The organism is Paraburkholderia ribeironis, assembly GCF_900019265.1.
GTDB classification, from domain to species: Bacteria; Pseudomonadota; Gammaproteobacteria; order Burkholderiales; family Burkholderiaceae; genus Paraburkholderia; species Paraburkholderia ribeironis.
Window position 1 is genome coordinate 80,524 of record NZ_CYGX02000019.1, and the last position, 22,757, is coordinate 103,280.

At 62.7% G+C, this 22,757-nt stretch carries 17 protein-coding genes and 1 pseudogene; 12 read left to right on the forward strand and 6 right to left on the reverse strand.

What is annotated here, in order from left to right; genetic code table 11:
- The first annotated feature begins 117 nt into the window (after positions 1-117).
- From BN2475_RS09750 to BN2475_RS09775, 6 genes are all read left to right on the forward strand, one after another.
- Positions 118-1,896, forward strand: a complete 1,779-nt coding sequence (locus tag BN2475_RS09750) for a methyl-accepting chemotaxis protein (RefSeq protein WP_094779322.1) — start codon at positions 118-120, stop codon at positions 1,894-1,896.
- A gap of 368 nt (positions 1,897-2,264) precedes the next feature.
- Positions 2,265-3,026, forward strand: coding sequence for a 2-keto-4-pentenoate hydratase (locus tag BN2475_RS09755; RefSeq protein WP_094779323.1), 762 nt, complete (start codon positions 2,265-2,267; stop codon positions 3,024-3,026).
- A gap of 813 nt (positions 3,027-3,839) precedes the next feature.
- On the forward strand, positions 3,840-5,762 hold the full coding sequence (locus tag BN2475_RS09760) for a PrkA family serine protein kinase (RefSeq protein WP_094779324.1): 1,923 nt from the start codon (positions 3,840-3,842) through the stop codon (positions 5,760-5,762).
- Positions 5,763-5,999: 237 nt separating this feature from the next.
- Positions 6,000-7,271, forward strand: a complete 1,272-nt coding sequence (locus tag BN2475_RS09765; RefSeq protein WP_094779325.1) for a YeaH/YhbH family protein — start codon at positions 6,000-6,002, stop codon at positions 7,269-7,271.
- Positions 7,268-8,983: a SpoVR family protein gene (locus BN2475_RS09770; protein ID WP_094779326.1), complete on the forward strand. Its 1,716-nt coding sequence runs from the start codon at positions 7,268-7,270 to the stop codon at positions 8,981-8,983. Before BN2475_RS09765 ends, BN2475_RS09770 begins: the two co-directional genes overlap by 4 nt.
- 353 nt (positions 8,984-9,336) lie before the next feature.
- Positions 9,337-10,641, forward strand: a complete 1,305-nt coding sequence (locus BN2475_RS09775) for an MFS family transporter (RefSeq protein ID WP_094779327.1) — start codon at positions 9,337-9,339, stop codon at positions 10,639-10,641.
- A gap of 170 nt (positions 10,642-10,811) precedes the next feature.
- Here the strand turns inward: BN2475_RS09775 and BN2475_RS36320 are convergent.
- The 3 genes and pseudogenes from BN2475_RS36320 to BN2475_RS09790 all read right to left on the reverse strand — a co-directional run bounded on the left by BN2475_RS36320 (position 10,812) and on the right by BN2475_RS09790 (position 12,659).
- A pseudogene (locus tag BN2475_RS36320) lies at positions 10,812-11,034 on the reverse strand (hypothetical protein).
- A 169-nt stretch (positions 11,035-11,203) separates the two neighbouring features.
- Complete coding sequence (locus tag BN2475_RS09785) at positions 11,204-12,268, reverse strand: glycosyltransferase family 2 protein (protein WP_094779328.1); 1,065 nt, start codon at positions 12,266-12,268, stop codon at positions 11,204-11,206.
- Positions 12,269-12,479: 211 nt separating this feature from the next.
- Positions 12,480-12,659 carry a hypothetical protein gene (locus tag BN2475_RS09790; protein ID WP_094779329.1) on the reverse strand — a complete coding sequence of 60 codons (180 nt, stop codon included), beginning with the start codon at positions 12,657-12,659 and terminating at the stop codon, positions 12,480-12,482.
- Positions 12,660-13,104: 445 nt separating this feature from the next.
- On the opposite strand from BN2475_RS09790, the gene BN2475_RS09795 reads away from it, so the two are divergent.
- Positions 13,105-13,356: a DUF1488 family protein gene (locus BN2475_RS09795; protein ID WP_094779330.1), complete on the forward strand. Its 252-nt coding sequence runs from the start codon at positions 13,105-13,107 to the stop codon at positions 13,354-13,356.
- A gap of 4 nt (positions 13,357-13,360) precedes the next feature.
- Here the strand turns inward: BN2475_RS09795 and BN2475_RS09800 are convergent, their stop codons facing one another.
- Complete coding sequence (locus BN2475_RS09800; RefSeq protein ID WP_094779331.1) at positions 13,361-14,290, reverse strand: LysR family transcriptional regulator; 930 nt, start codon at positions 14,288-14,290, stop codon at positions 13,361-13,363.
- 251 nt (positions 14,291-14,541) lie between these two features.
- Between BN2475_RS09800 and BN2475_RS09805 the strand changes: the two genes are divergently transcribed.
- Positions 14,542-15,315 (forward strand): SDR family NAD(P)-dependent oxidoreductase, encoded by a 774-nt coding sequence (locus tag BN2475_RS09805; RefSeq protein WP_094779332.1) that lies wholly within the window; start codon positions 14,542-14,544, stop codon positions 15,313-15,315.
- A gap of 127 nt (positions 15,316-15,442) precedes the next feature.
- On the opposite strand, the gene mdtD is transcribed toward BN2475_RS09805, so the two are convergent.
- Positions 15,443-16,843: a multidrug transporter subunit MdtD gene (mdtD, locus tag BN2475_RS09810; protein WP_094779333.1), complete on the reverse strand. Its 1,401-nt coding sequence runs from the start codon at positions 16,841-16,843 to the stop codon at positions 15,443-15,445.
- Between the two features lie 163 nt (positions 16,844-17,006).
- Between mdtD and BN2475_RS09815 the strand changes: the two genes are divergently transcribed.
- Positions 17,007-17,867 (forward strand): LysR family transcriptional regulator, encoded by an 861-nt coding sequence (locus tag BN2475_RS09815; RefSeq protein WP_094779334.1) that lies wholly within the window; start codon positions 17,007-17,009, stop codon positions 17,865-17,867.
- Between the two features lie 146 nt (positions 17,868-18,013).
- Here the strand turns inward: BN2475_RS09815 and BN2475_RS09820 are convergent, their stop codons facing one another.
- Positions 18,014-18,451: a carboxymuconolactone decarboxylase family protein gene (locus BN2475_RS09820; protein ID WP_094779335.1), complete on the reverse strand. Its 438-nt coding sequence runs from the start codon at positions 18,449-18,451 to the stop codon at positions 18,014-18,016.
- Positions 18,452-18,680: 229 nt separating this feature from the next.
- On the opposite strand from BN2475_RS09820, the gene BN2475_RS09825 reads away from it, so the two are divergent.
- The 3 genes from BN2475_RS09825 to BN2475_RS09835 all read left to right on the forward strand — a co-directional run bounded on the left by BN2475_RS09825 (position 18,681) and on the right by BN2475_RS09835 (position 22,748).
- Positions 18,681-19,730: an NAD(P)/FAD-dependent oxidoreductase gene (locus BN2475_RS09825; protein ID WP_094779336.1), complete on the forward strand. Its 1,050-nt coding sequence runs from the start codon at positions 18,681-18,683 to the stop codon at positions 19,728-19,730.
- Between the two features lie 270 nt (positions 19,731-20,000).
- A complete protein-coding gene (locus BN2475_RS09830) occupies positions 20,001-21,980 on the forward strand; it encodes a PAS domain-containing hybrid sensor histidine kinase/response regulator (protein ID WP_094779337.1) in 1,980 nt (659 codons plus the stop codon).
- Between the two features lie 273 nt (positions 21,981-22,253).
- Positions 22,254-22,748 carry a DUF421 domain-containing protein gene (locus BN2475_RS09835; RefSeq protein ID WP_094779338.1) on the forward strand — a complete coding sequence of 165 codons (495 nt, stop codon included), beginning with the start codon at positions 22,254-22,256 and terminating at the stop codon, positions 22,746-22,748.
- Positions 22,749-22,757: the final 9 nt, after the last annotated feature.

Consider the following 22,757-nt stretch of genomic DNA (forward strand, 5'->3'; position numbering starts at 1 on the left):
CGGTGCCGTAAACAAACACATTAGAGCGTGGACTCAAAAAAAGCGCCAATACGCAGACGCCACACGTTACGCCGCGCTGTGATGCAGCCTCTCATTTTGATAAGCACAGGGACAAGCATGTTGAACAATGGCATTACGATCAAGGCACGGATTGGCCTCACGATGGGCTTTCTGGCCGCACTGCTGGTCGCCATCGGTGTATTTGGTCTGTTCGGGATGAACCGCTCGAACCTCGCCTATCAGGACACCTTCACCAATGCGATGCCGAGCGCGGTGGATATCGACAATGCTGAGCTTTACGCGGCGCGCGAGCGCCTTGCGACCGATCGGGCGGCGTTCATGGCCGGCACGCCGGAAGTGGGGCCCACGCTGGAGCGCGCGCACTTGATGCGCAGCACGTCCGACATGTGGTGGAAAAAGTATCTCGACCTGCCGCGTGACGCGCAAGAAGATCGTGTCGCGCAGGACGTCGCCGCGAAGCGCGAGGCACTGCACCAGAAGTTGGACGCCTTTGCTGCGATCATCGGGGCCAACGACCAGGGCAAGCAGGTGGAAGGCGCCAAGCAGCTGCAGATCGCCTGCAACGAGCTTGCCACTGCCGACGACGCGCTGCGCAAAATCCAGTTCGACTCGGCGAAGCAGAGCTACGACGCCGCGCAAGACAACTTCAACATGTTCCGCATGGTCAGCCTCGGCGCGCTGGCGGTGGGCGTCGTCGCCGCAGTGCTGTCATACCTGACCCTGAGCCGCGCGATTGGCCGGCCGCTTGGCGAAGCACTCGGCCATTTCGACGCGATCGCAGCAGGCGATCTGCGCCGCCCGGTCGCCGTGAGCTCGCGCGACGAGATGGGCCAGTTGCTGGCAGGCATCGCCAAAATGCAGCATAACCTCACCGAAACGGTGCGTAGCGTGCGCAGTGGTAGTGAATCGATTGCGACCGCGACGCGCCAGATCGCGGCCGGCAATATCGATCTGTCGTCGCGCACCGAGGAGCAGGCGTCGGCGTTGCAGCAAACCGCGTCGAGCATGGAAGAGCTGACCGGCACGGTCAAGCAGAACGCCGACAACGCCCGCCAGGCAAGCTCGCTCGCGGCCAATGCGTCGGCGATCGCCAACAAGGGCAGTGCGGTGGTCGGCCAGGTGGTCGGCACGATGGGCGAGATCAACCAGAGCTCGGCGAAGATCGCGGACATCATTGCGATCATCGAAGGCATTGCGTTTCAGACCAACATCCTCGCGCTGAACGCGGCCGTCGAAGCGGCGCGCGCTGGCGAAGAGGGGCGTGGGTTCGCGGTGGTGGCGGGCGAGGTGCGCAGCCTCGCGCAGCGTTCGTCGGCGGCGGCCAAGGAAATCAAGGAACTGATCGACACCTCGGTCGAGCGCGTGCAGTCGGGCTCCGCGCTGGTGGACGAAGCCGGCCGCACGATGACCGAGATCATTGGCGCGGTGCAGCGCGTGACCGACATCATGGGCGAGATCGCGGCGGCGTCGGAAGAACAAAGCAGCGGCATCGATCAGGTGGCACGCGCCGTCACGCAGATGGACGAGGTCACGCAGCAAAACGCTGCGCTGGTCGAGGAAGCGGCCGCGGCGGCGGCGTCGCTCGAAGATCAGGCCGGCAAGTTGCGCACCGCGGTCGCGGTGTTCCAGCTCGAAGAAGGCGGCGAGAAGGCCTCGGCAAATGTGGCGGCGAATGTGGCGGCGAAGCGCGCGTCAGCACCCGTGCACCCGGTGGCCGCGCGCATGGTTGCGTCATCCGCGGCGCAAGCCGTGGCGGTGAACCGGGCGCCAGCCGCAGCGGCCGCGCCGCGAGCCACGGCCGCGCCCACGCGTGCGCCGGCCAAAGCCATCGCGCCGGCGAGCGCCGGCGGCGCTCAGGATTGGGAGACGTTCTAGGCGGCGCAGGGCGCCAGGCGCTGGCGCGCCAAGGCTGATGTGCAATGTTCGTTCCGGCACGGCGCGTCGACGCGATGCGCGCTGCCGATGGTCGAAAGTCTTTAGCTCAGGACCGCGTTTGCGCAGGCATTCGCGGTCTTTTTGCGTCATGTGCGCATCAAGTCACATTCAAGATGACCGCGGGCGCCCTAGCGGGCCTCGTGATCCGGTACATTGACGGGCGCGGCAAGAACTCGTCGCGCCGGCAGCTGACGCGAATCGTCGATTCGGCAAGCGTGAGCGCCCGCCTTCGCAGATTGCCGCCCCACACGCCCGCTCCGACCATCACGCCACCATGAACCGCTCAATGCGCCAGCCAGAGGACAAACATGACGCCACAAGACCTTGCGCACCGCCTCATCGAAGCACGCCGACAGCATCGCCCGATCGATGCGCCCGCTCCGGACAGCCTGCCGCCCGATGCGGCGACTGCGTATGCGATCCAGCAGGCGGTCATCGCAGGCCTCGGCGATTCGACCGGCGCGTGGAAGATCGGCGCGCCGTCGCCGGGTGGGGCCGCCGCCGGCGCGCCGATTCCCGCGTCGCTGGTGCTGCCGTCGCCGGCACGGATCGCGCATGACGGATTCTTTCGCGTGCTTGTGGAGCTCGAGATCGCCTTCCGCTTTGCCGAGCCGATCGAGCCGCGCGGCCGCGCCTATGCACGCGACGAGGTGCTCTCGAAGGTCGGTGTGGTGCTGCCCGCCATCGAGATCGTCGATAGCCGCTTCAGCGAATGGCCGAACATCGCGCCGCTCGCGCAACTGGCCGACGCGCAGAACAATGGGGCGTTGGTCAGCGGCCATCCGGTTGCCTACGCAGGTCTCGCACGCGGCTTCGATTTCGTTTCACCGGAGCTGGAGCTGAGTTTCGACGGCGAGTCGCTGGTGCCGGAAGCCACCGGCAACCCGGCCGGCGACCCGCGCGAACTGCTGGTATGGTTCGTCAATCATTGCGCTGCGATGGGCATCACGATCGAACGGGACTGGACGCTCACCACCGGTTCGTACGTTGGGGCACATGCGGTGGACCGGCCGGGCATTGTGCGCGGCCATATCGACGGGCTCGGGGAAGTGGAGATAGAACTGATCTGAGCGAGGGACGGTGACCTTCGCCGCGGCGCCCGGAGCATGCGCTTGTCACCATACGCTTGTAACCGTAAGTTACGAAGCTTCATTCCAATCATTCAAACGGCCGCCTCGTGCGGCCGTTTTATTTTTATCGCAGCCGCGTTGGCGGATTCGGCGCATAGCCGTATCAAGTCGATGCGTGAGATTGCCGTGATCCAGTTATGGACGCGCCGACCCGGCTCGTAACACGGTTACTCGGCGCGGCGCAGCACGTGTGGCGCTGCCACGAACCATCGTGTGCGTTTGCAGAATCACACGCAACTCAGGCCCTCACGCGATGGCGAATCGGCTGAAGATGCACCAGCGAACATGTAACAGACGCGTACAGGCGTAGACCGAACACATGGGCCGCGCGTTGATGAAGAGAGGACCGGGCACGAAACGAGCATGGGATTTCCACGTCCGCACTTTGCGCCACCAGGTGTGGGTACGCGCACAACTGTTCCGATGCGCACGAGAGATCGTTCGGGCAGCGCGTGACGCGATGAGTCGTGCAGGAGCACTGAGCAGCAGTGTGGGACGACGAGGCCGTGATGTGACGACGGTGGGGCGCAGGCAAGGACGCAAGACGCTGTCATCGCTGTGATGAGAGTGCAAAATTGTAGGTGGTCGAAACTATGTTTCCAAGTGAGGAATATCGGGAGGCAGACACGGCGCGATTTTCGCAACGTAGTTCGTGAAAAAAAATTTAAAAGGGTTTAGGATGAATTCGAGCGATGTCGTTTCCGAATAGCGCGCCGCGCACGACATCGGTCCAGACTTCGGCGAGGAGGTAGCATGGATATCTACAGCAGTTTCGCGACACGCTTCGAGAAAACACGAGAGGATGAACTCTCGCTCGAGGAGTATCTCGCGCTCTGCAAAGACAATCCCGCCGCGTACGCCACGGCTGGCGAACGCATGTTGACGGCAATCGGAGAACCCGAACAGATCGACACTCGCAACGATCCGCGCCTGTCGCGTATCTTCGCGAACAAGGTCATCAAGGTATACCCCGCATTCCGCGAGTTCTACGGAATGGAAGATGTGATCGAGCAGGTGGTCGCTTACTTCCGGCACTCGGCCCAGGGGCTCGAAGAAAAGAAACAGATCCTGTATCTGCTGGGACCGGTCGGCGGCGGTAAATCGTCGATCGCGGAACGTCTCAAGCAGCTCATGGAACGCGTGCCGTTTTACTCGATCAAGGGCTCGCCCGTGAACGAGTCGCCGCTCGGTCTGTTCGACTACGAGGAAGACGGCCCGATTCTCGAAGAACAATACGGTATTCCACGGCGCTACCTCAAAGGTATCCTGAGTCCGTGGGCGGTCAAACGCCTGCATGAATACAACGGCGACATCCGCAAGTTCCGCGTGGTGCGCCGCTACCCGTCGATCCTTCGGCAGATCGGTATCGCCAAGACCGAGCCAGGCGACGAGAACAATCAGGACATCTCGTCACTGGTCGGCAAGGTCGATATCCGCAAGCTCGAACAGTATGCGCAGGACGACGCGGACGCGTACAGCTACTCCGGCGGTCTGTGTCTCGCCAATCAGGGCCTGCTCGAGTTCGTCGAAATGTTCAAGGCGCCGATCAAGGTGCTGCACCCGCTGCTCACCGCGACCCAGGAAGGCAACTTCAAGGGCACGGAAGGCTTCGGCGCGATTCCGTTCGACGGCATCATCCTCGCTCACTCGAACGAGTCGGAATGGAAGGCGTTCCGCAACAACCGCAACAACGAGGCACTGCTCGACCGGATCTTCGTCGTCAAGGTGCCGTACTGCCTGCGCTACGGTGAAGAGATCAAGATCTACGAGAAGCTGCTGCGTAATTCGTCGCTCGCCAATGCGGTTTGCGCGCCGGGCACGCTGAAGATGATGGCGCAGATGTCGGTGCTCACGCGGCTGCAGGAGCCCGAGAATTCCAGCCTCTTCTCGAAGATGCAGGTGTACGACGGCGAGAATCTCAAGGACACCGATCCGAAGGCCAAGTCTTACCAGGAGTACCGCGACTTCGCGGGCGTCGACGAAGGGATGACCGGTGTATCGACCCGCTTCTCGTTCAAGATCCTGTCGCGCGTGTTCAACTTCGACTCGACCGAAGTCGCTGCCAATCCGGTGCATCTGATGTACGTGCTCGAACAGCAGATCGAGCGCGAGCAGTTCCCGCCGGAAACCGAGCAGAAGTATCTGTCGTTCGTCAAAGACGTGCTCGCGTCGCGCTACGCGGATTTTATCGGCAAGGAGATTCAGACCGCGTATCTGGAGTCATATTCGGAGTACGGACAGAATATTTTCGATCGCTACGTGACGTACGCGGACTTCTGGATTCAGGATCAGGAATTCCGCGATCACGACACCGGCGAGAGTTTCGACCGCGCGGCGCTGAACGCCGAACTGGAGAAGATCGAAAAGCCTGCGGGCATCAGCAACCCGAAGGACTTCCGCAATGAGATCGTGAACTTCGTGCTGCGTGCGCGTGCTGCCAATGCGGGGAAGAATCCTGCATGGATCAGCTACGAGAAGCTGCGCGTCGTGATCGAAAAGAAAATGTTCTCGAACACGGAGGAACTACTGCCAGTGATTTCATTCAACGCGAAGGGCTCGGCAGAGGAGCAGCGCAAGCACGAAGACTTCGTCAACCGGATGGTGACGAAGGGCTATACGCCGAAGCAGGTGCGCTTGCTATGTGACTGGTATCTGCGCGTGCGCAAGTCATCGTGATGCGCATTGCGTGGCGCCCGCGTGGTCCAGCCGCGCGGGCACCCTGCGAGGCGCTAGCTGCATGGACGTAGCGTTGCGGACCATGCGGCGGGCGTCTCGCGGACCCGAAATTAGCGCAGTTGGATGGGGTTGGAATAAGCGCTTTGCGTGGGACCAGAGTAGCGCGCTAAAGCGCGAACTCTGGTCGACAGCTAAGGTGCCAACTCCGATCGACGCGCAGTTGCATGGGAGACCGGCGTGCTTCATCAAATCATCGACCGCAGGTTAGCAGGCAAGAACAAAAGCATTGCGAATCGCGAGCGTTTTTTGCGCCGCGTTAAGAACTATATTCGTCGCGCCGTTTCGGAGGCGGTGCGCGACCGTAGCATCAAGGACATCCAGAACACCCAGAGCATCACGATCCCGCGCAAGGACATCGCGGAACCGTCGTTCCGCCATGGTCCGGGCGGCAGGCGCGAGATGGTGCATCCGGGCAACTCGGACTACATCCGCGGCGACAAGATCCAGCGCCCGCAAGGCGGCGCCGGCGGAGGCGGGGGCAGTCAGGCCAGCAACGAGGGCGAAGGTCAGGATGACTTCGTGTTCGAGCTGAGCCGCGAAGAATTCATGCAGTATTTCTTCGACGACCTCGAACTGCCGCGTCTCGTCAAAACCCATCTGCTGGCCGTGCCGACGTGGAAGAGCGTGCGCGCGGGGTGGGCCGCCGAAGGCACGCCGAACAACATCGACGTGGTCCGTTCGCTGCGCAGCGCGCTCGGCCGGCGTATCGCGCTTGGCGCGCCACTCGTCAACCAGCTGCACGAGATGGAGCGGCAGCTCGAAGTGCTGAAGGCCGATCCCGCGGATCGCCGCGAAGAAATCAGACTGCTCGAAGAGGAAATCCACCATTTGCGCGGTCGCATCTGGCGAATTCCATTCATCGATCCGTTCGACCTGCGCTACGTGAACCGCGTGAAGCAGCCCACGCCGTCCAGCCAGGCGGTGATGTTCTGTCTGATGGATGTCTCTGGTTCCATGGACGAACAGCGCAAGGATCTCGCCAAGCGTTTCTTCATCCTGCTGTATCTGTTCCTCAAGCGGAACTACGAGCGCATCGAGGTGGTGTTTATCCGCCATCACACGCGCGCCGAAGAGGTCGACGAAGACACGTTCTTCCATTCGACCGAAAGCGGCGGCACGGTGGTGTCGAGTGCGCTCGAACTGATGCGCAAGGTGATGGACGAGCGCTATTCGCCGACTGAATGGAACATTTACGGGGCGCAGGCCTCGGACGGCGACAACTGGACCGACGACTCGCCGAAGTGCCGCAAATTACTCTCGGATGACATCCTGCAGAAGGTGCGGTATTTTGCGTATATCCAGGTCACGCCCGAAGAGCAGAACCTGTGGCTCGAATATGCGCAGTTGGCGCTCAGCCAGCCGCACATGGCGATGAAGAAGGTCGAAACCGCGGCCGACATTTATCCGGTGTTTCGAGAGCTGTTTGAAAAGCAGGCGGCGACTTCATGACCGACAAGCACCTGCACAACGAAGCGCGCGGCTATCAGCCTGAGCGCGGGAAAGGCGTGCCGCAGCAACAGTCGGGGCATGCCGAGGCCGGGGCGCACGCTACGCGAGCCACCGAAGCCGGAGCGCACGACAGCGCTGCAGCACAGGGACACACCGGAACGCCCACTGAGGGGCAAAGGGAAGTCCGTATGACCGTAGCCGATAGACGGCCTCTGCCGTGCCCGTCGGACTGGACCTTCGAATTGATCGAAGAGTACGACTCGCATATCGCTCGTGTTGCGGAGCAATATGAACTCGACGTGTATCCGATCCAGCTCGAACTCATCAGCGCCGAACAGATGATGGATGCGTACGCGTCCGTCGGTATGCCGGTGAACTACCGTCACTGGTCGTTCGGCAAACACTTTCTCTCCACCGAAAAAAGCTACCGTCGCGGGCAGATGGGTCTGGCGTACGAGATCGTGATCAATTCGAACCCCTGCATCGCGTATCTGATGGAAGAGAACACGATGACGATGCAGGCGCTCGTCATCGCGCATGCGGCCTACGGGCACAACTCGTTCTTCAAGGGCAACTATCTGTTCCGGCTGTGGACGGACGCGCACGCGATCATCGACTACCTCGTCTACGCGAAGAATTACATCGCGGAGTGCGAGGAGCGCTACGGGCTCGATCGGGTCGAGGAATTGCTCGATTCGTGTCATGCGCTGATGAACTACGGCGTGGACCGCTACAAGCGTCCGCAGAAGCTTTCGCTCGAAAAGGAATTCGCCGCGCGGCGCGAGCGCGAAGCCTATCTGCAGTCACAGGTCAACGAGTTGTGGCGCACGCTGCCGACCCGGCACACGCCGTTGCCGGAGGAAATCGAGGAGCGCTATCCGCCGGAGCCGCAGGAAAATCTGCTGTATTTCGCGGAGAAAAACGCGCCGCTGCTCGAGCCGTGGGAGCGCGAGGTGATCCGCATCGTGCGCAAGGTCGGCCAGTACTTCTATCCGCAGCGGCAGACCCAGGTGATGAACGAAGGCTGGGCGACGTTCTGGCACTACACGTTGCTCAACACGATGTACAACCAGGGCAAGCTGGAAGACGGCTTCATGATGGAGTTTCTCCATTCACACAGCAACGTGGTCTATCAGCCGCCCGTGACGAAGCCTTACTACAGCGGCATTAATCCCTATGCGCTCGGCTTTTCGATGATGAGCGACATCCGCCGGATCTGCGAATCACCGACGGACGAAGACCGCAAGTGGTTCCCGGAACTGGCCGGCAGTCCGTGGTTGCCGGCCATGCACTACGCGATGCGCAACTTCAAGGACGAGAGCTTCGTCGCACAGTATTTGTCGCCGCATCTGATCCGGGAAATGCGGCTCTTCTCGGTGCTCGACGACGACATGCGCGATGCGCTCGAAGTGTCGGCGATTCATGACGACAGCGGTTACCAGTACGTGCGCCAGGCGCTGTCGCGGCAGTACGACATGCATCATCGGGAGCCGAACATCCAGGTGTGGGCAGTGAACACGCGCGGCGATCGCAGTCTGACGCTGCGGCATTTCATGAGTGACAACCGGCATCTGTCGTCGGATAGCGATGAAGTGCTCAAGCACATGGCGCGCTTGTGGCAGTTCGACGTGTATCTGGAAAGCGTCGATGAGAACGGCACGGTGAGGAAGCGCTATGAGTGCCGCTATGTGCCGCCCGCTGTGAGGATGTGAGGTACGCGCTCGTTCCCGGCGTGGGTCGAAAACAGTGCGAATCTGTTCAAAGCCGTTCGAAGCGGTTCAAAGCCCCTGGCAGCCGGAAGACTGCGAGGGGCTTTTTTCATCGCGGCCTTGCAGCAGGGCCGCTGGGGATCAGGATGCACATCAGGTAGCGCAGGAAGTTGCCCGCCGCGCCAGGTTCGGCAAGCGTGAATGCGCGTTGCGGCACGAGATGCCTGACAATCCGCCATCCTGCCCTTGCAATTCTGTAAAATTCGCTCACTCGCGCCATGGACACTTCGATGCGCGCGTTGTCAAGGCGGCAGCACGACCGCCATCTTCGTTTTAAAACAAGGACAGACACTAGCATGACCGACATAACCGACCAAACCGTGGGTTCGGCTCACGACACGCGGCGCCGCATTTTCGCGATCGTGGGCGCTTCATCGGGCAATCTCGTCGAGTGGTTCGACTTTTACGTGTACTCGTTCACCGCGCTGTATTTCGCGTCGGCGTTCTTCCCGAGCGGCAACACCACCACGCAGCTACTCAACACGGCGGGCGTGTTCGCCGCCGGCTTCCTGATGCGGCCAATCGGCGGCTGGTTCTTCGGCCGTCTTGCCGACAAGCACGGCCGCCGCACCGCGATGATGGTGTCGGTGTTCATGATGTGCGGCGGCTCGCTCGTGATCGCCGTGCTGCCCACCTACGCGCAGATCGGCGCGCTGGCGCCGACGCTGCTGCTGGTCGCACGGCTGTTCCAGGGTTTGTCGGTGGGGGGCGAATACGGCACCAGCGCGACCTATATGAGTGAAGTCGCGCTCAAGGGCCGGCGCGGTTTCTTCGCGTCGTTCCAGTATGTGACGCTGATCGGCGGTCAGTTGTGCGCGCTGCTGGTGATCGTGATCCTGCAACAAACGCTCTCCACTGCGGAACTGAAGGCGTGGGGCTGGCGCGTGCCGTTCGTGATCGGTGCGGTGGCGGCATTGGTCGCGCTGTATCTGCGCAAATCGCTCGACGAAACCTCTACCGCCGCGACGCGTCAGCGCAAGGAAGCCGGCACGCTGCGCGGCTTGTGGCAGCACAAGGCCGCGTTCATGACGGTGCTCGGCTTCACGGCTGGCGGCTCGCTGATTTTCTACACCTTCACGACCTACATGCAGAAGTACCTGGTCAACACGGCGGGCATGCAGGCGAAGACGGCCAGCACGGTGATGACCGCGGCGCTGTTCCTCTACATGGTGATGCAGCCGGCGTTCGGCGCGCTGTCGGACCGCATCGGCCGCCGTCGCTCGATGCTGTGCTTCGGCTTCTTCGCGACGATCGGCACCGTGCCGCTGCTGCACGCGCTGCAAGACGTGACCAGCCCGTTCGCGGCGTTCGGGCTGGTGGTGCTGGCGCTCGCAATCATCAGTTTCTATACGTCGATCAGCGGCCTGATCAAGGCCGAAATGTTCCCGCCGGAAGTGCGCGCGCTGGGCGTGGGCCTGTCGTACGCGGTGGCCAATGCCGTGTTCGGCGGCTCGGCGGAATACGTGGCGTTGTGGCTGAAGTCGATTGGCGTCGAGTCGATGTTCTTCTGGTACGTCACGGTGATGTGCGCAATCGCTGGCCTCGTGTCGCTGCGCATGCGCGATCCGTCGACAGAAGGATATCTGCGTCTCGAACCTTGAGCGTGCGTGGCACGCTCGAACCGCGCACCGGCGGTGCGGGTTGAGAACGGCGGCGCGGGGTGACCCGGCCGCCGTTTTTTATCGGCTGAACGAAGCAATGCGAGGCGGGAAGATGCGACGACGCGACGACGCGACATGCGGGCCGCGTCGGCAGGCGCAGCGCGCAGCGTTCAGCTCACCACGAGCTCCGTCCCGAGTGCATGCAACAGATCGCGCAGCGCCTCGGCCTGTTGCATCTTTCGTGCCGCTGCGCAAATGAATCTGCAGCGCCCGGCCCGCAATGCCGTCGACCGGCTGCGCCAGCCACAATTCCACCGCGAGCCCCAATCCTTCTGGTTGATTGAGGGCTACCGGTTCGATCACACGCGGCTTGAAAAAGGCACTGTCGGACATGGCGAATCACCTCCGGGCTGATGACGGGTCGGGTCCATCGTAATCAGCACCGCGTGCCGCGCCAAGCAACAAATACGCGTTTGCTAAGCAGAGGATGCATAGCAGCAAAGACGCTAAAAATATATAGCGCGCGACGCTTTACGCGCAGCGCCATCAAACCGCAGCCCCATCAAACAGGTTCGGACCGATCGCTCACGAGCTCGGTGACGAACTCCTTCACCACGGCGGCCGGGTCGGCCGCGACCGCGGCGACCGCCGCAGCCTCGACGGCCGGTCGACGCATGCCCAGCGCGGCGCGTGCGAGCATCAGCAGATGATAGTAAAGGCGCGCACTGAAGCCGTAGTTGTATGCGAACAGGTGCGTGAGCGCGATCCTGATACTCGCGAGCGGCTGGCGGTTTCGCGCGTGAATCGACACGACGATCGGCGCGAGACGCCGCAACGCCAGCTTGCGCGACGGCTCCAGCTGCGGCGGCAGCGTCAGCGCCTTCACGAACGCATACGCGCTCACCGTGGCGGCGAGTGCCGTGCCGCGCGTGCTGTGCGAGATCGAGGTTGCCGTCTTGCGATACACCGATATGTAGTCATGCAGATAGAACACCTCGCGCGCCGCGAGGCAAAGTTCGGTGCCGAACACGAAATCGCAGCACATGCCGTACTGTTCCGTGTAGCCGATCCGCTTCACGAGTTGCGCGTTAGCCATCCAGCCGTTGTTCGGGAACATCTGGATCAAACCGGTTCGGCCCGCCAGCGGCTGCAGGCCCTCGGCGTCCCTGGTGCGCCGGAACGCCTTGTTCAGCCGCATGCTCGCGTCGATGTCGACCGCGCCGTTCTGATCGGCCTCGTACTGATCGCCGAAAGCGGCATCGAGTTGCGGATGAAGCGTCCACAGCGACAAAAGCTTTTCGATGCCGTCGATGGTGAGCAGATCGTCGTCGTGGATCAACAGGATCTTGTCGCCGCGCGCACGCTCGAACAGCTTTGCGACGTTGCGCGCCTGGCCGAGCGGCGGCCGATTCTGCGCGTAGCGCACGCGCGGCTCCTGCCCGTAGCGGGCCGCGATCAACTGTGCCGTGCGGTCATCCTGTGAGTCGTCGCCGATCAGGATTTCCAGTTCGCCGTAGGTCTGCGCGAGGCACGAATCGATGCATTGCGCGATCAGTTCGGGACGGTTACAGGTGGGCAGACAGATGGAGACTGTCGGGGGCTCAGGGCGGATTGAAGAGATGGACATGGGCGTCGCCTTTTTATCGATTGAAGGGCGGCAGCCGGTTCGCTTGGCGCACACAGTGCTGCATGCAGCAAAGTAGTGCATCATGCGAAAAAAATAATCGGTAAAAAGTGGGAAAAAATGTTTGCTTTCCGAAAGCCGGCAGAAGGGGAAAATTTATGCGGCTTGGCTATTTTTTGCACAGCAAAGCCGCCTGCAGCTCGGGTTTTATTTTTCAACCGACTGACGGTTCGCCTTCGCCAGGTTTCTTGCCCGGGCGGTCAGCGGGCGATTGTTTGCGGCCCTTGTCGTGGCGTTCGGGCAGCTTGCTCTTTTTGTTGTCGCTGTGCGTTGTCGGCTGTGGGTGTTCGGGGGCGGCCGGTTTGTCATTGGTGGATTCGCTGGTTTCGTTCATGGTGGCCCTCAGCGGTCGACCAGAGTTGGCGCTTCAGCGCTTACTCTGGTCCCATGCAAGATGGTTGCTGTGGAAGATGCCTTGATTGCAGCAAGGCGCAGACCTGACGCCTCGCCCCGATGCGGTGTGCGCGTCCACGCAGCGCCAAGAACGCGGCCGCGATGCATTTGTGCGGTGCGGGCAGGAGATCCGCGGTATCTTGGCTTGTTGCGCCATCCGGCAACTGGGGAGGTTGCGTCGGGCGAGCAGCCGGCGCTGGTGATGCTGTTTTGCACGGCCATGACGTTTACAAACGAGCTAACGAACCAGCTAACAAATAAGCCAACAAACCAGCTAACAAATGAGCCAACGAACCAGTTTACAAACGACCTTGAAATCGACCACTTGACCGCGCCCTTCATTCAGCGCACCGTGGAAAAGAATACCGATCCTGTGGGAGTCCGAAATGTCGATCAGCTTCCCGAATCCGAGCCGCAGCTATGATGCGTCCCACCATTGCGTCACCTTCTGGGGCTACGACAATGCGCGCGAAATCGCCTTCTCGGTCGATCGTTCGGTGATTTCGAATCTGAGCCCCAATGCGGGTTCGGACGAACCGGCGCTACTGGCGGCGTTCGACCAGCACCGCGAGCAGATTCTCACGCTCGCCCGCGGCATCTATGTCGGCGGGCCGCAAAACCACTACACGATTGGTTGACGCGTCAGGCCGCCGGTTCGCGCGGCGCACCGCCGGTCAGCGAAACGATGAACTCGAAGAAAGCCCGCACTTTGGCCGGTGGATGATGCCGCGAAGGATAGAGCGCATACAGCGGATAAACTTCGTCGGCCCAGTCGGGGAACAGTTCGACCAGCTTGCCGTTAGCGAGCAACGATTCCGCGCCAAGCGACAGGATCTGCGCGACGCCCTGGCCCGCCATGCAGACGCTATGCAGGGTGCCCACGTCGTTCACGGTCAGCCGGCCCTGCGGCGCAATCACCAGCTTCTTGCGGCCGCGATGGAATTCCCAGCTGAATGGATAGCCCGTCAGCGGATCGCGAAACTTGATGCACACGTGCCCGCGGTTTTCGAGTTCGGCGGGGTTCGTCGGATGCCCATGCTTCTTCAGATATGACGGCGCGGCCACCGTCAGGATGCGCGTATCCAGCAGCTTGCGTGCGATCAGCGTCGACCCCGGCGGTTCGCCGAACCGGATCGCCAGATCGAAACCGTCGGCGACCATATCGCCCAACTGGTCACGCGTGATCAATTCGAGTTGCAGATCGGGATGCCTGTCGATGAAGCCGCCCAGGCGCGGCCCGAGCACGAGGCGCGAAAAGAACGGGTCCATGTTGACGCGCAAACGTCCGCGCACGGTGCTCGCGCCCTGGGCGGCGGACGCCGCGGCTTCTTCCAGCCCGCCGAGCAGCGGTACGATCTGTTCGTAGAAGCGCCGGCCTTCGTCGGTCAACGAGACCGAGCGCGTGGTGCGGTCGAATAGCCGGATGCCAAGCCGCGCTTCGAGCCGAGCAACCGAACGGCTGACTCCGGATTGCGACATGTCGAGCGCTTCGCCGGCCGCTGCAAAACTGCCGCAATCGACGATCGCCGTCAGCACGCCCATGCCGTTCAGCATGCGCTCGTCAAATGGCATGTGAGGTTCCTTTGTTATGCATTAATGCACGACATGCTAACGCGAAGTCCGTCCGAATTCACGCGGCGGCGCTCGAACGTGATACCTCTCCAGCGTCATAGATGATGTGGTGTCATCAGTGCAGTGATAGCCAGGCTATCGCGTCAGTCGTACTGCTGCCGTTAATCTAAGCAAGTTGGCGAAAGATACGCATGGAACGCGGCTTTCGTTATGCATAGGGCATATTTCGACTTATCAACGGAGAACCCATCATGGCGCGCGTTTTTATTACTGGTTCCGCTGACGGTCTCGGCCAGATGGCGGCACGTCTGCTCGTCAAGGCTGGTCATCGGGTGGTGTTGCATGCGCGCAGCGCCGCACGTGCCGATGAGGCGTTGCAGGCAGTGCCGCAAGCGCAGGCCGCGCTGAGCGGCGATCTGTCGAGTATCGCGGACACCACCGCGCTGGCGCAGCAGGTCAACCGGCTTGGCCGCTTTGACGCGGTGATCCATAACGCGGCGGTCGGTTTCCGGGAGCCGCGCCGGATCGCCACCGTCGACGGCTTGCCGCATGTGTTCGCGATCAACACGCTGGCGCCGTACATCCTGACCGCGCTGATCGACAGACCCGAGCGGCTCGTCTATCTGAGTTCAGGTTTGCATCGCAGCGGCGACGCGAGCCTCCACGATTTGACATGGGAGCGACGGCCGTGGCAAGGCACGACCGCTTATTCGGACTCCAAACTGCACGACGCGTTGCTTGCGTTCGCGATTGCGCGCCGCTGGCCGCGGGTGTTGTCGAACGCGTTGGAACCGGGTTGGGTCGCGACGAAAATGGGCGGCGCGGGTGCGCCGGATGATCTGCAGGCCGCGCCGAAAACCCAGGTGTGGCTCGCCGTCAGCGATGAGCCGGCGGCCAAAGTGAGCGGCGCGTACTTCTATCACATGAAGCCGCGCGACACGCATCCAGCGGTACACGACGTTGCCGTGCAGGAGCGCCTGATCGAAGCGTGCGAGCGTCTATCGGGCGTCCGGTTGCCGGACTGAAGGCGGCGCAGCTACGCGAGACCGGTGCGATCCAGTGCGGGCGTTTGTTCGTTGGTTTATTCGTGGGTTTGTTCGTCGATTTGTTGGGCCGCCTGCCACGACCCAGCATGCCGTGCGCGGCGAAGTCTCATCGCCCCGCGCCTTGCACTGCCTGGCCACGCATCACGCGCGTGCCGGACGGCTCGTCGAGATGGCGGAACACCCACGCCGACAGCAACGTGATCACGCCGACGCACACGAAGCTCAACCGGAACCCCAGCGCCGCCGAATCCCATTGCGCCGAGAACAACTTCACGAGGCCGCCGCCGATCGATACGCCGAGGCCAATCGCCAGCATCTGCACCATCGAAAAGAGGCTGTTGCCGCTGCCGGCATCGGCGTGCGAGAGATCCTTCAGCGTGACGCTGTTCATCGCCGCGAACTGCATGGAGTTGGCCGCGCCGAACACGGCGAGGATGGCGATCTCGATCACGAGCGGCGTGCCACGTGAAATGAGCGCGAACGCGACGATCGCCGAACCGACGATCACGGTATTGACGAGCAGGAAGGTGTCATAGCCATAGCGGCGCACGAGCGGCGCGATCCAGCGCTTCGCGAGCGTGCCGGCCAGCGCGGCGGGCAGCATCATCAGGCCGGAATTGAGCGGCGTGTAGCCCAGTTGCAATTGCAGCAGCAACGGCACGAGGAACGGCACCGCACTCGAGCCGATGCGGCACACGAGGTTGCCGATCAACCCGACGCTGAAATTCGGCTCGCTGAAGAGCGAGAGCTTGAAGAGCGGATTGCGCTGGCTTTTTGCGTGCGGAATGTAGGCGAGGGCGCTGACGACGGCGAGCGCGAACAGTCCAGCCGACCAGGCCGCGCGATGCGTGGCGACCGGTGCGTCGATCGCGAGCGAAAACGCGCTCATGCTGAGCGACAGCAGCGCGCAGCCGATGAAGTCGAACGGCGGCGCGGCGGCGGTGTCGTGCGACGGCAGGAACCGCTGCACCGCGTACAGACCGACCACACCGATTGGCACGTTGATCAGAAAAATCCAGTGCCACGTGGCCGCCTGCACGAACCAGCCGCCGAGCGTCGGGCCAGCGATCGGGCCGAGCTGGCCGGCGATGGAAATGAACGCCAGCGCCGCCACGTACTGCTCGCTGGAAACGCTGCGTAACACGGCGAGCCGTCCGATCGGCAGCAGCATCGAGCCGCCCAGGCCTTGCAGCACCCGCGCGATCACCAGCTGGCCGAGCGTGTGCGCGCTCGCGCAGCAGATCGAGCCGAGCACGAACACGAGGATCGCCGCGAAATAGATGCGGCGCGTGCCGAAGCGGTCGGCGAGCCAGCCGGACGCGGGCGTGAGCATCGCCATCGTCAGCGTGTAGGCGACCACGATCGGTTGCATCGCGAGCGGCGCGACATGCAGGCTGTGCGCGATCGACGGCAAAGCGGTGTTGACGATCGTCGTGTCGAGCGACTGCATGAAAAAGCCGGCGGCGACGATCCACAGCAGCGCGGTGTGGGCGGAATCCTTGGTCATCTTTTACGGAGCGGCGGGCGGCGAGTGGCGAGTGGCGAGGCGTGGCCCGCCCGAAGCAATCAGGGCTATTCCGTCATCGTATTGACATCGACGTCAATCGGGAACCCCACTGAGTTCGCTAACTGTTATCGACTTTGCCGATAAGCAGCGCGACAATGAGCACATGCTCAATCCCATCTGGCTCAAGACCTTCGCGACCGTCGCCGCCTGCCACAGCTTTACCGAAGCGGGGCGCCGGCTCGAGCTGACGCAGTCGAGCGTCAGCGAACACATCCGGCGGCTCGAACAGAGCGTGGGCCGGCGGCTGTTCGTGCGCGACACCCATTCGCTCGCGATGACGCCCGACGGCGAGGCGATGCTCGCGCACGCCAGCGTGATTCTGCAGGCGCTCGCGCGGGCCGAGTCGCAGTTTCGCGCGCCGCGTCTGAAAGGGCGCGTGCGCCTCGGCTCGTCCGACGATGTCGCGCTCGGACCGTTGCCCACGGTGCTGGCGGCGTTTCGCGACGCGCATCCGGACGTCGAGCTGGAGATCACCATCGGCATGACCGGCAAGCTGTACGAGTTGCTGGACGCGGGGGCGATCGATCTGCTGGTCGGCAAGCGACGGCTCGGCGACCGCCGCGGCGTGCCGTTGTTCACCGGCCGGCTCGAATGGCTGGCGCGCACCGGCACGCTGGTCGATCTGAGCCAGCCGCTGCCGCTGATCCTGGTCGCCGAGCCGAGCGTGACGCGGGCCGTCGTGCTCGACGCGCTCGCCGAGGCGGGTTTCAGCTGGCAAGTGGTGTGCACGAGCAGCAGCCATTCGGGCTGCATCGCGGCCGCACGCGGCGGGCTCGGCATTACGGTGCGTCCACAGTATCTGGCCGCGCGGGGCCTGACGCCGCCGTTGAATGCGGCCAGCTTGCCGCCGCTGCCGCCGGTGGAATTCATCGCGCTCGCGGCGAAGCGGCTTAGCCGTCCGGCCGGCACGCTCTTGCAGCTACTGCATGACAGCGATCTGCGCGGCTCGTGGATCGGCGAATGAGGAAGGGCGCACCAAAGGTGCAGCAAGGACACACGAAGGGCGCGGCGCCTGCGTGAGGCAGGACGCCGCGTGCCGACCTTTCGTTCAGGCGCGCAACGCCGCCGCCGCGCGACCGCCCACGCTGCGCGTCCATCAAACAGCCCGGTTCAGCGTGGCATCGCGCGAAACGAAATCGCAAAGCGGTTCCATGCATTGATCGCGGAGACCAGCAGCGTCAGGTCGACCAGTTCCTCGTCGCTGAAGTGCGGGCGTACGGCCTCCCATACCGCGTCGGGCACATGCTCGTGGGACACCAGCGTTAGCGCTTCAGTCCATTCGAGCGCGGCGCGTTCGCGATCCGTGAAGAACGGCGTTTCGCGCCATACCACCACGGTCGCGAGGCGGCGGTCGGTTTCGCCGCCTTTGCGGGCATCGGTGGTGTGCATGTCGACGCAATACGCGCAGCCGTTGATCTGCGATGCACGCAGACGAACCAGTTCGGTCAGCGATTTTTCGAGCGCCGATTTGCCGATCCGCTCTTCGACGCCGAGCAATGCCTTGATCGCAGCGGGGTTGGCTTTATAGAAGTCCAGACGTTGTTCCATGATTCACTCCTGAGTCGGGTTGGACACATTCCGTGATGCGATGGGTCAAGCTTAGTCGTGCGACTGGATTCAAAAAATGACCGATTCCGACTATTTTCGGGTAACCACTTTCCTGCGATGACGAGGCGCGCGAAGCGCCCTTACCGGGTGTAATGGCATCGTTGCCGCCACTCGGGCGATTCGGTATGGTGGGTCATCATCTATTCATCACCTGTTCGAGGGACCGCCCATGACGCCCGCCGCCGACTCGCTCGCCCCGCCAATCCGCTCCGACGTCCTGATTATCGGCGCCGGCCCCGTCGGCCTGTTCGCGGCGTTCGAGGCGGGCGTGATCGGCCTGTCGTGCCAGATCGTCGATGTGCTCGATACGATCGGCGGCCAGTGCATTGAACTCTATCCCGACAAGCCTATCTACGATATCCCCGCGATCCCGTCCTGCACCGCACGCGAACTGGTCGAACGCTTGATCGCACAATGCAAACCGTTCGACGTACCGATTCATCTCGAACAGCGGGTCGATTCGGTCGAGCAGCGCAGCGACGGACGCTGGACCGTGCGCACCCATCGCGGCCTCGTGTTCGATGTCGCGGCGATCCTGCTCGCGGCCGGCAACGGCGGCTTCGTGCCGCAAAAGCTGCAGCTCGCCGAGGCGGTGCCGCTGGAGTCGCGCCATGTGCATTACAGCGTGCCGCGCCTTGCCGATTTCGCCGGCAAGACAGTGGTCGTGGCCGGGGGCGGCGATTCCGCGCTCGACTGGGCGCTGGCATTGCGCCATGTCGCGCGGCGCGTGACGCTGGTGCATCGGCGCAGCGGTTTCAGCGCGACCGATTCGAGCGTCGAGTCGATGCGGCGCGCGGTCGAGGCGGGCGAGATGGATTTCATTGTCGGCGCGATTACGGGGCTCACCGTCGAGGGCGATACGTTGAAGTCGCTGACCTTGCGGCATATCGAAGGCGAGACGCAACTCGAGGCCGAACACCTCGTCGCGCTGTATGGCATGGTGACAGATCTCGGGCCGATCGCGCAGTGGGGACTCACGATTCACGGTGGACGTGTCGATGTCGATACATCCAATTACGAAAGTTCACGGCCAGGCATCTTCGCGGTCGGTGATATCGCCAACTATCCGAACAAGCAGAAGTTGATTCTGTCCGGGTTTCATGAGGCGTCGCTGGCGCTGCGCAAGGCGTATGCCTACGCGTATCCGGACAAAAAGCGTGTGCACGTCCATTCCAGTTACGACGCGAAGCTCGCGGAGAAGATCGCAGCAGCCGGCTGAGCGGATCGCCTGTGCATTCACGTCGGGTCTGATTTGCCGGGCTGCGGCCCGGGTCATCGTAATGAATATTCGCTTGAATTGGGGCTCCCGCACGAACGATGACGATGCGCTGACCAGCCCGCGAGCATCAGGCCCGACGATTGCTGGCATTGTCGTCATGCGGCGACGCATCTGCGCCCACGCCGCGCGTGCGCTTATCGGGTGAAACGATAGGCCGGTTCGCCCGTTTTGCACGGTGTATCCTTCTGAGCAAAACCTTATACCGCGCCCATGAGCCAGTTTGATGTTTCCTCCGCCCGCGAAAACCGCGAGCCCGACCGCAATCCTTCCGAGGCCCTCGCGAGCGCGCCCGTGGGCGTCGACTACGCGGCGCTCGTGCAGGCGATCGAGGACTACGCGATCTTCCTGCTCGATGCCAGCGGTCGCGTGGTCAGCTGGAACGTCGGCGCGCACAAACTCCATGGCTACACGGAGCAGGAGATCGTCGGCCAGCACTTCTCCTGCTTCTATGCCGCCGAAGCCGTCGCGCACGGCTGGCCGGCCTATGAGCTGCAACAGGCGTCGCTGACGGGCCGTTTCGAAGACGAAGGCTGGCGGGTGCGCAAGGACGGCAGCACGTTCTGGTCGAACGTAGTGATCACGGCGATCCGCAACCAGGCAGGCATCGTGACCGGTTTCGCCAAGATCACGCGCGATCTGACCGCGCAGCGCGATTACGTGGAAGCGTTGCGGCAAAGCGAAGAGCGTTTCCGTCTGCTGGTCGACAGCGTCAAGGATTGCGCGATATTCATGCTCGATCCGCAAGGCTATGTCATGAGCTGGAATGCGGGCGCCGTGCGCATCAACGGCTATACGCGTGAGGAAATCATCGGCCGGCATTTTTCGGCGTTCTATCCGCCCGAAGACGCCGCGGCGGGCAAGCCAGCGCGCGAGCTGGCCATCGCGCGGCAGATCGGCCATGTGGAAGATGAAGGCTTGCGCGTGCGCAAAAGCGGCGAGACATTCTGGGCCAACGTCGTCATCACCGCTGTGCACGATGAATCGAACCGGCTGCGCGGTTTCGCCAAGGTCACGCGCGATCTGACCGAGCGGCGCCAGCGCGAGGAACTGGAGCGTTCGGGCATACGGATGCGCGAGTTTATCGCGACCCTCGCGCATGAATTGCGCAATCCGCTCGCGCCGCTGCGCAATGCCATCAGCGTGATGCAACTGGAGATCGAGCTGAGCCCGACGCTCGTGCGCTCGCGCGATCTGATCGACCGTCAGGTCACTCATCTGACACGGCTGGTCGATGATCTGCTCGACGTCGGCCGGATCATGTCGGAGAAGGTCGAGCTGCGGCTCGCGGCCGTCGATCTGGCCGAGCTGGTGACACGCGCGATCGAAGCGGTGCGGCCGTTCACCGACGCGCAGGAACAGCGCGTCGTGCAGCATGTCCCGGTCGAGCCGGTGTCCATTCGTGGCGACATGATTCGTCTCGTGCAGGTGCTGCAAAACCTGCTGCACAACGCGTCGAAATTCTCGCCGCCGGGCAGCCGTATCGACATCACTGGCCGCATCGACTACTCGATGGCCGTGGTTGAAGTGCGCGACTCGGGATGCGGCATTCCGGTGCGCTCGCTCGACAAGATTTTCGACCTGTTCGCGCAGGAAAAGAGCGGGCAGAGTCGGGGCGAGAGCGGCCTCGGCATCGGTCTCACGTTGTGCAAATCGCTGGTCGAAATGCATGGCGGCAGCATCTTTGCGAATAGCGAAGGGCCGGGATGCGGCAGTACGTTCACGTTGAGTCTGCCGCTCGCGTCGCCGTCAGCGTCCGAAGCCGCCGATGCCGGGACGGGCGCGGCGACGCCCGAGACTGCGCCGCTGCGGGTTCTGCTGGTGGACGACAATCACGACTCGGCCGACAGTCTCGCGATGCTGCTCGAACTCAAAGGCCACGACGTGCGCATCGCCTACGAGGGGCGAGAGGCGCTGCAGATTGCACCGAGCTTCATGCCTGAGCTGGCGGTGATCGATATCGCGATGCCGAAGATGGATGGTTATGCGACGCTCGCGGCGCTGCGCAAACTGCCTGGTGTTGCCGACACGATGTTCGTCGCGATGACCGGCTTCGGTCACGCCGGCGATCGCGAACAGACTCGCGCGGCCGGTTTTCATGCGCATCTCGTGAAGCCGGTGGAAATGGCGTTGTTCGATGCATTGCTCGCGCAGGCGATAGCGAACCGCGGCGGTGGCGGTTCCAGCAGCTAACCGTCGAAGCGTCGGCGGGCTTCCTTCCTGGCTGAAGATGCGCGGCCGCGCGTACCTCGAAGTTCCTGAAACACAGCGCTGCGTCGTGGCGTGAGGCGCCTGAGGCGTGTCGTTTGCTGTCTGTATGTGTCGCGGCGATTCGTGAGGCATGCTTCGGCGATACGCTATTGACGTGAGCCGCCGGCTGACGCAGACGATGACCGCGGCGCGCGCCGGAGATGTTGGTTTGGACAACAAAATATCGGGGCGACGACACGCCGCGAGGAGGACGACATGATGGACGCGATCTACGTTCTGTTTGGCGAAGGCAAGGATCTCGGCCCTTTGCAGATGGGCATGCGCGCGATCGTCGTGTTCGTGATTGCGCTGGTCATGATCAGGGTGTCGGGCCGACGTTCGTTCGGGCAACGCTCACCATTCGATTTGGTGGTGGTGATCCTGCTCGGCGCAACGCTGAGCAGGACGATCGTCGGCGCGTCGCCGTTCATCGGGACGGTCGTTGCATCGTTTGTGATCGTCATGTGCCATCGGATGCTGGCGTGGGCCTGCATGCGCTCGCATGGGTTCGAGCGGCTGGTGGGGGGCGTCGAGCGCGAGGTATATGCCAACGGTACATTCAACGCGCACGAAATGCATGCGGCGCTGATTACCCGGACCGACGTTCAGGAAAGCGTGCGGCAGAAAACGGGTTCGCGCTCGATGGACAACGTAGCCGCAGCGATCCTCGAACGTAACGGCGAAGTGAGCGTGATCCGCAAGAACGCGTGAAAGGGTGAA

Excerpts from the sequence above, each read along its gene's own strand:
- BN2475_RS09830 (WP_094779337.1), top strand. The coding sequence starts at position 20,001 with ATGAGCCAGTTTGATGTTTCCTCCGCCCGCGAAAACCGCGAGCCCGAC.
- BN2475_RS09755 (WP_094779323.1), top strand. The coding sequence starts at position 2,265 with ATGACGCCACAAGACCTTGCGCACCGCCTCATCGAAGCACGCCGACAG.
- BN2475_RS09775 (WP_094779327.1), top strand. The coding sequence starts at position 9,337 with ATGACCGACATAACCGACCAAACCGTGGGTTCGGCTCACGACACGCGG.
- BN2475_RS09790 (WP_094779329.1), bottom strand. The coding sequence starts at position 12,659 with ATGAACGAAACCAGCGAATCCACCAATGACAAACCGGCCGCCCCCGAA.
- BN2475_RS09785 (WP_094779328.1), bottom strand. The coding sequence starts at position 12,268 with ATGTCCATCTCTTCAATCCGCCCTGAGCCCCCGACAGTCTCCATCTGT.
- BN2475_RS09795 (WP_094779330.1), top strand. The coding sequence starts at position 13,105 with ATGTCGATCAGCTTCCCGAATCCGAGCCGCAGCTATGATGCGTCCCAC.
- BN2475_RS09760 (WP_094779324.1), top strand. The coding sequence starts at position 3,840 with ATGGATATCTACAGCAGTTTCGCGACACGCTTCGAGAAAACACGAGAG.
- BN2475_RS09820 (WP_094779335.1), bottom strand. The coding sequence starts at position 18,451 with ATGGAACAACGTCTGGACTTCTATAAAGCCAACCCCGCTGCGATCAAG.
- BN2475_RS09800 (WP_094779331.1), bottom strand. The coding sequence starts at position 14,290 with ATGCCATTTGACGAGCGCATGCTGAACGGCATGGGCGTGCTGACGGCG.
- BN2475_RS09815 (WP_094779334.1), top strand. The coding sequence starts at position 17,007 with ATGCTCAATCCCATCTGGCTCAAGACCTTCGCGACCGTCGCCGCCTGC.
- BN2475_RS09835 (WP_094779338.1), top strand. The coding sequence starts at position 22,254 with ATGATGGACGCGATCTACGTTCTGTTTGGCGAAGGCAAGGATCTCGGC.
- BN2475_RS09825 (WP_094779336.1), top strand. The coding sequence starts at position 18,681 with ATGACGCCCGCCGCCGACTCGCTCGCCCCGCCAATCCGCTCCGACGTC.
- mdtD (WP_094779333.1), bottom strand. The coding sequence starts at position 16,843 with ATGACCAAGGATTCCGCCCACACCGCGCTGCTGTGGATCGTCGCCGCC.
- BN2475_RS09805 (WP_094779332.1), top strand. The coding sequence starts at position 14,542 with ATGGCGCGCGTTTTTATTACTGGTTCCGCTGACGGTCTCGGCCAGATG.
- BN2475_RS09770 (WP_094779326.1), top strand. The coding sequence starts at position 7,268 with ATGACCGACAAGCACCTGCACAACGAAGCGCGCGGCTATCAGCCTGAG.
- BN2475_RS09750 (WP_094779322.1), top strand. The coding sequence starts at position 118 with ATGTTGAACAATGGCATTACGATCAAGGCACGGATTGGCCTCACGATG.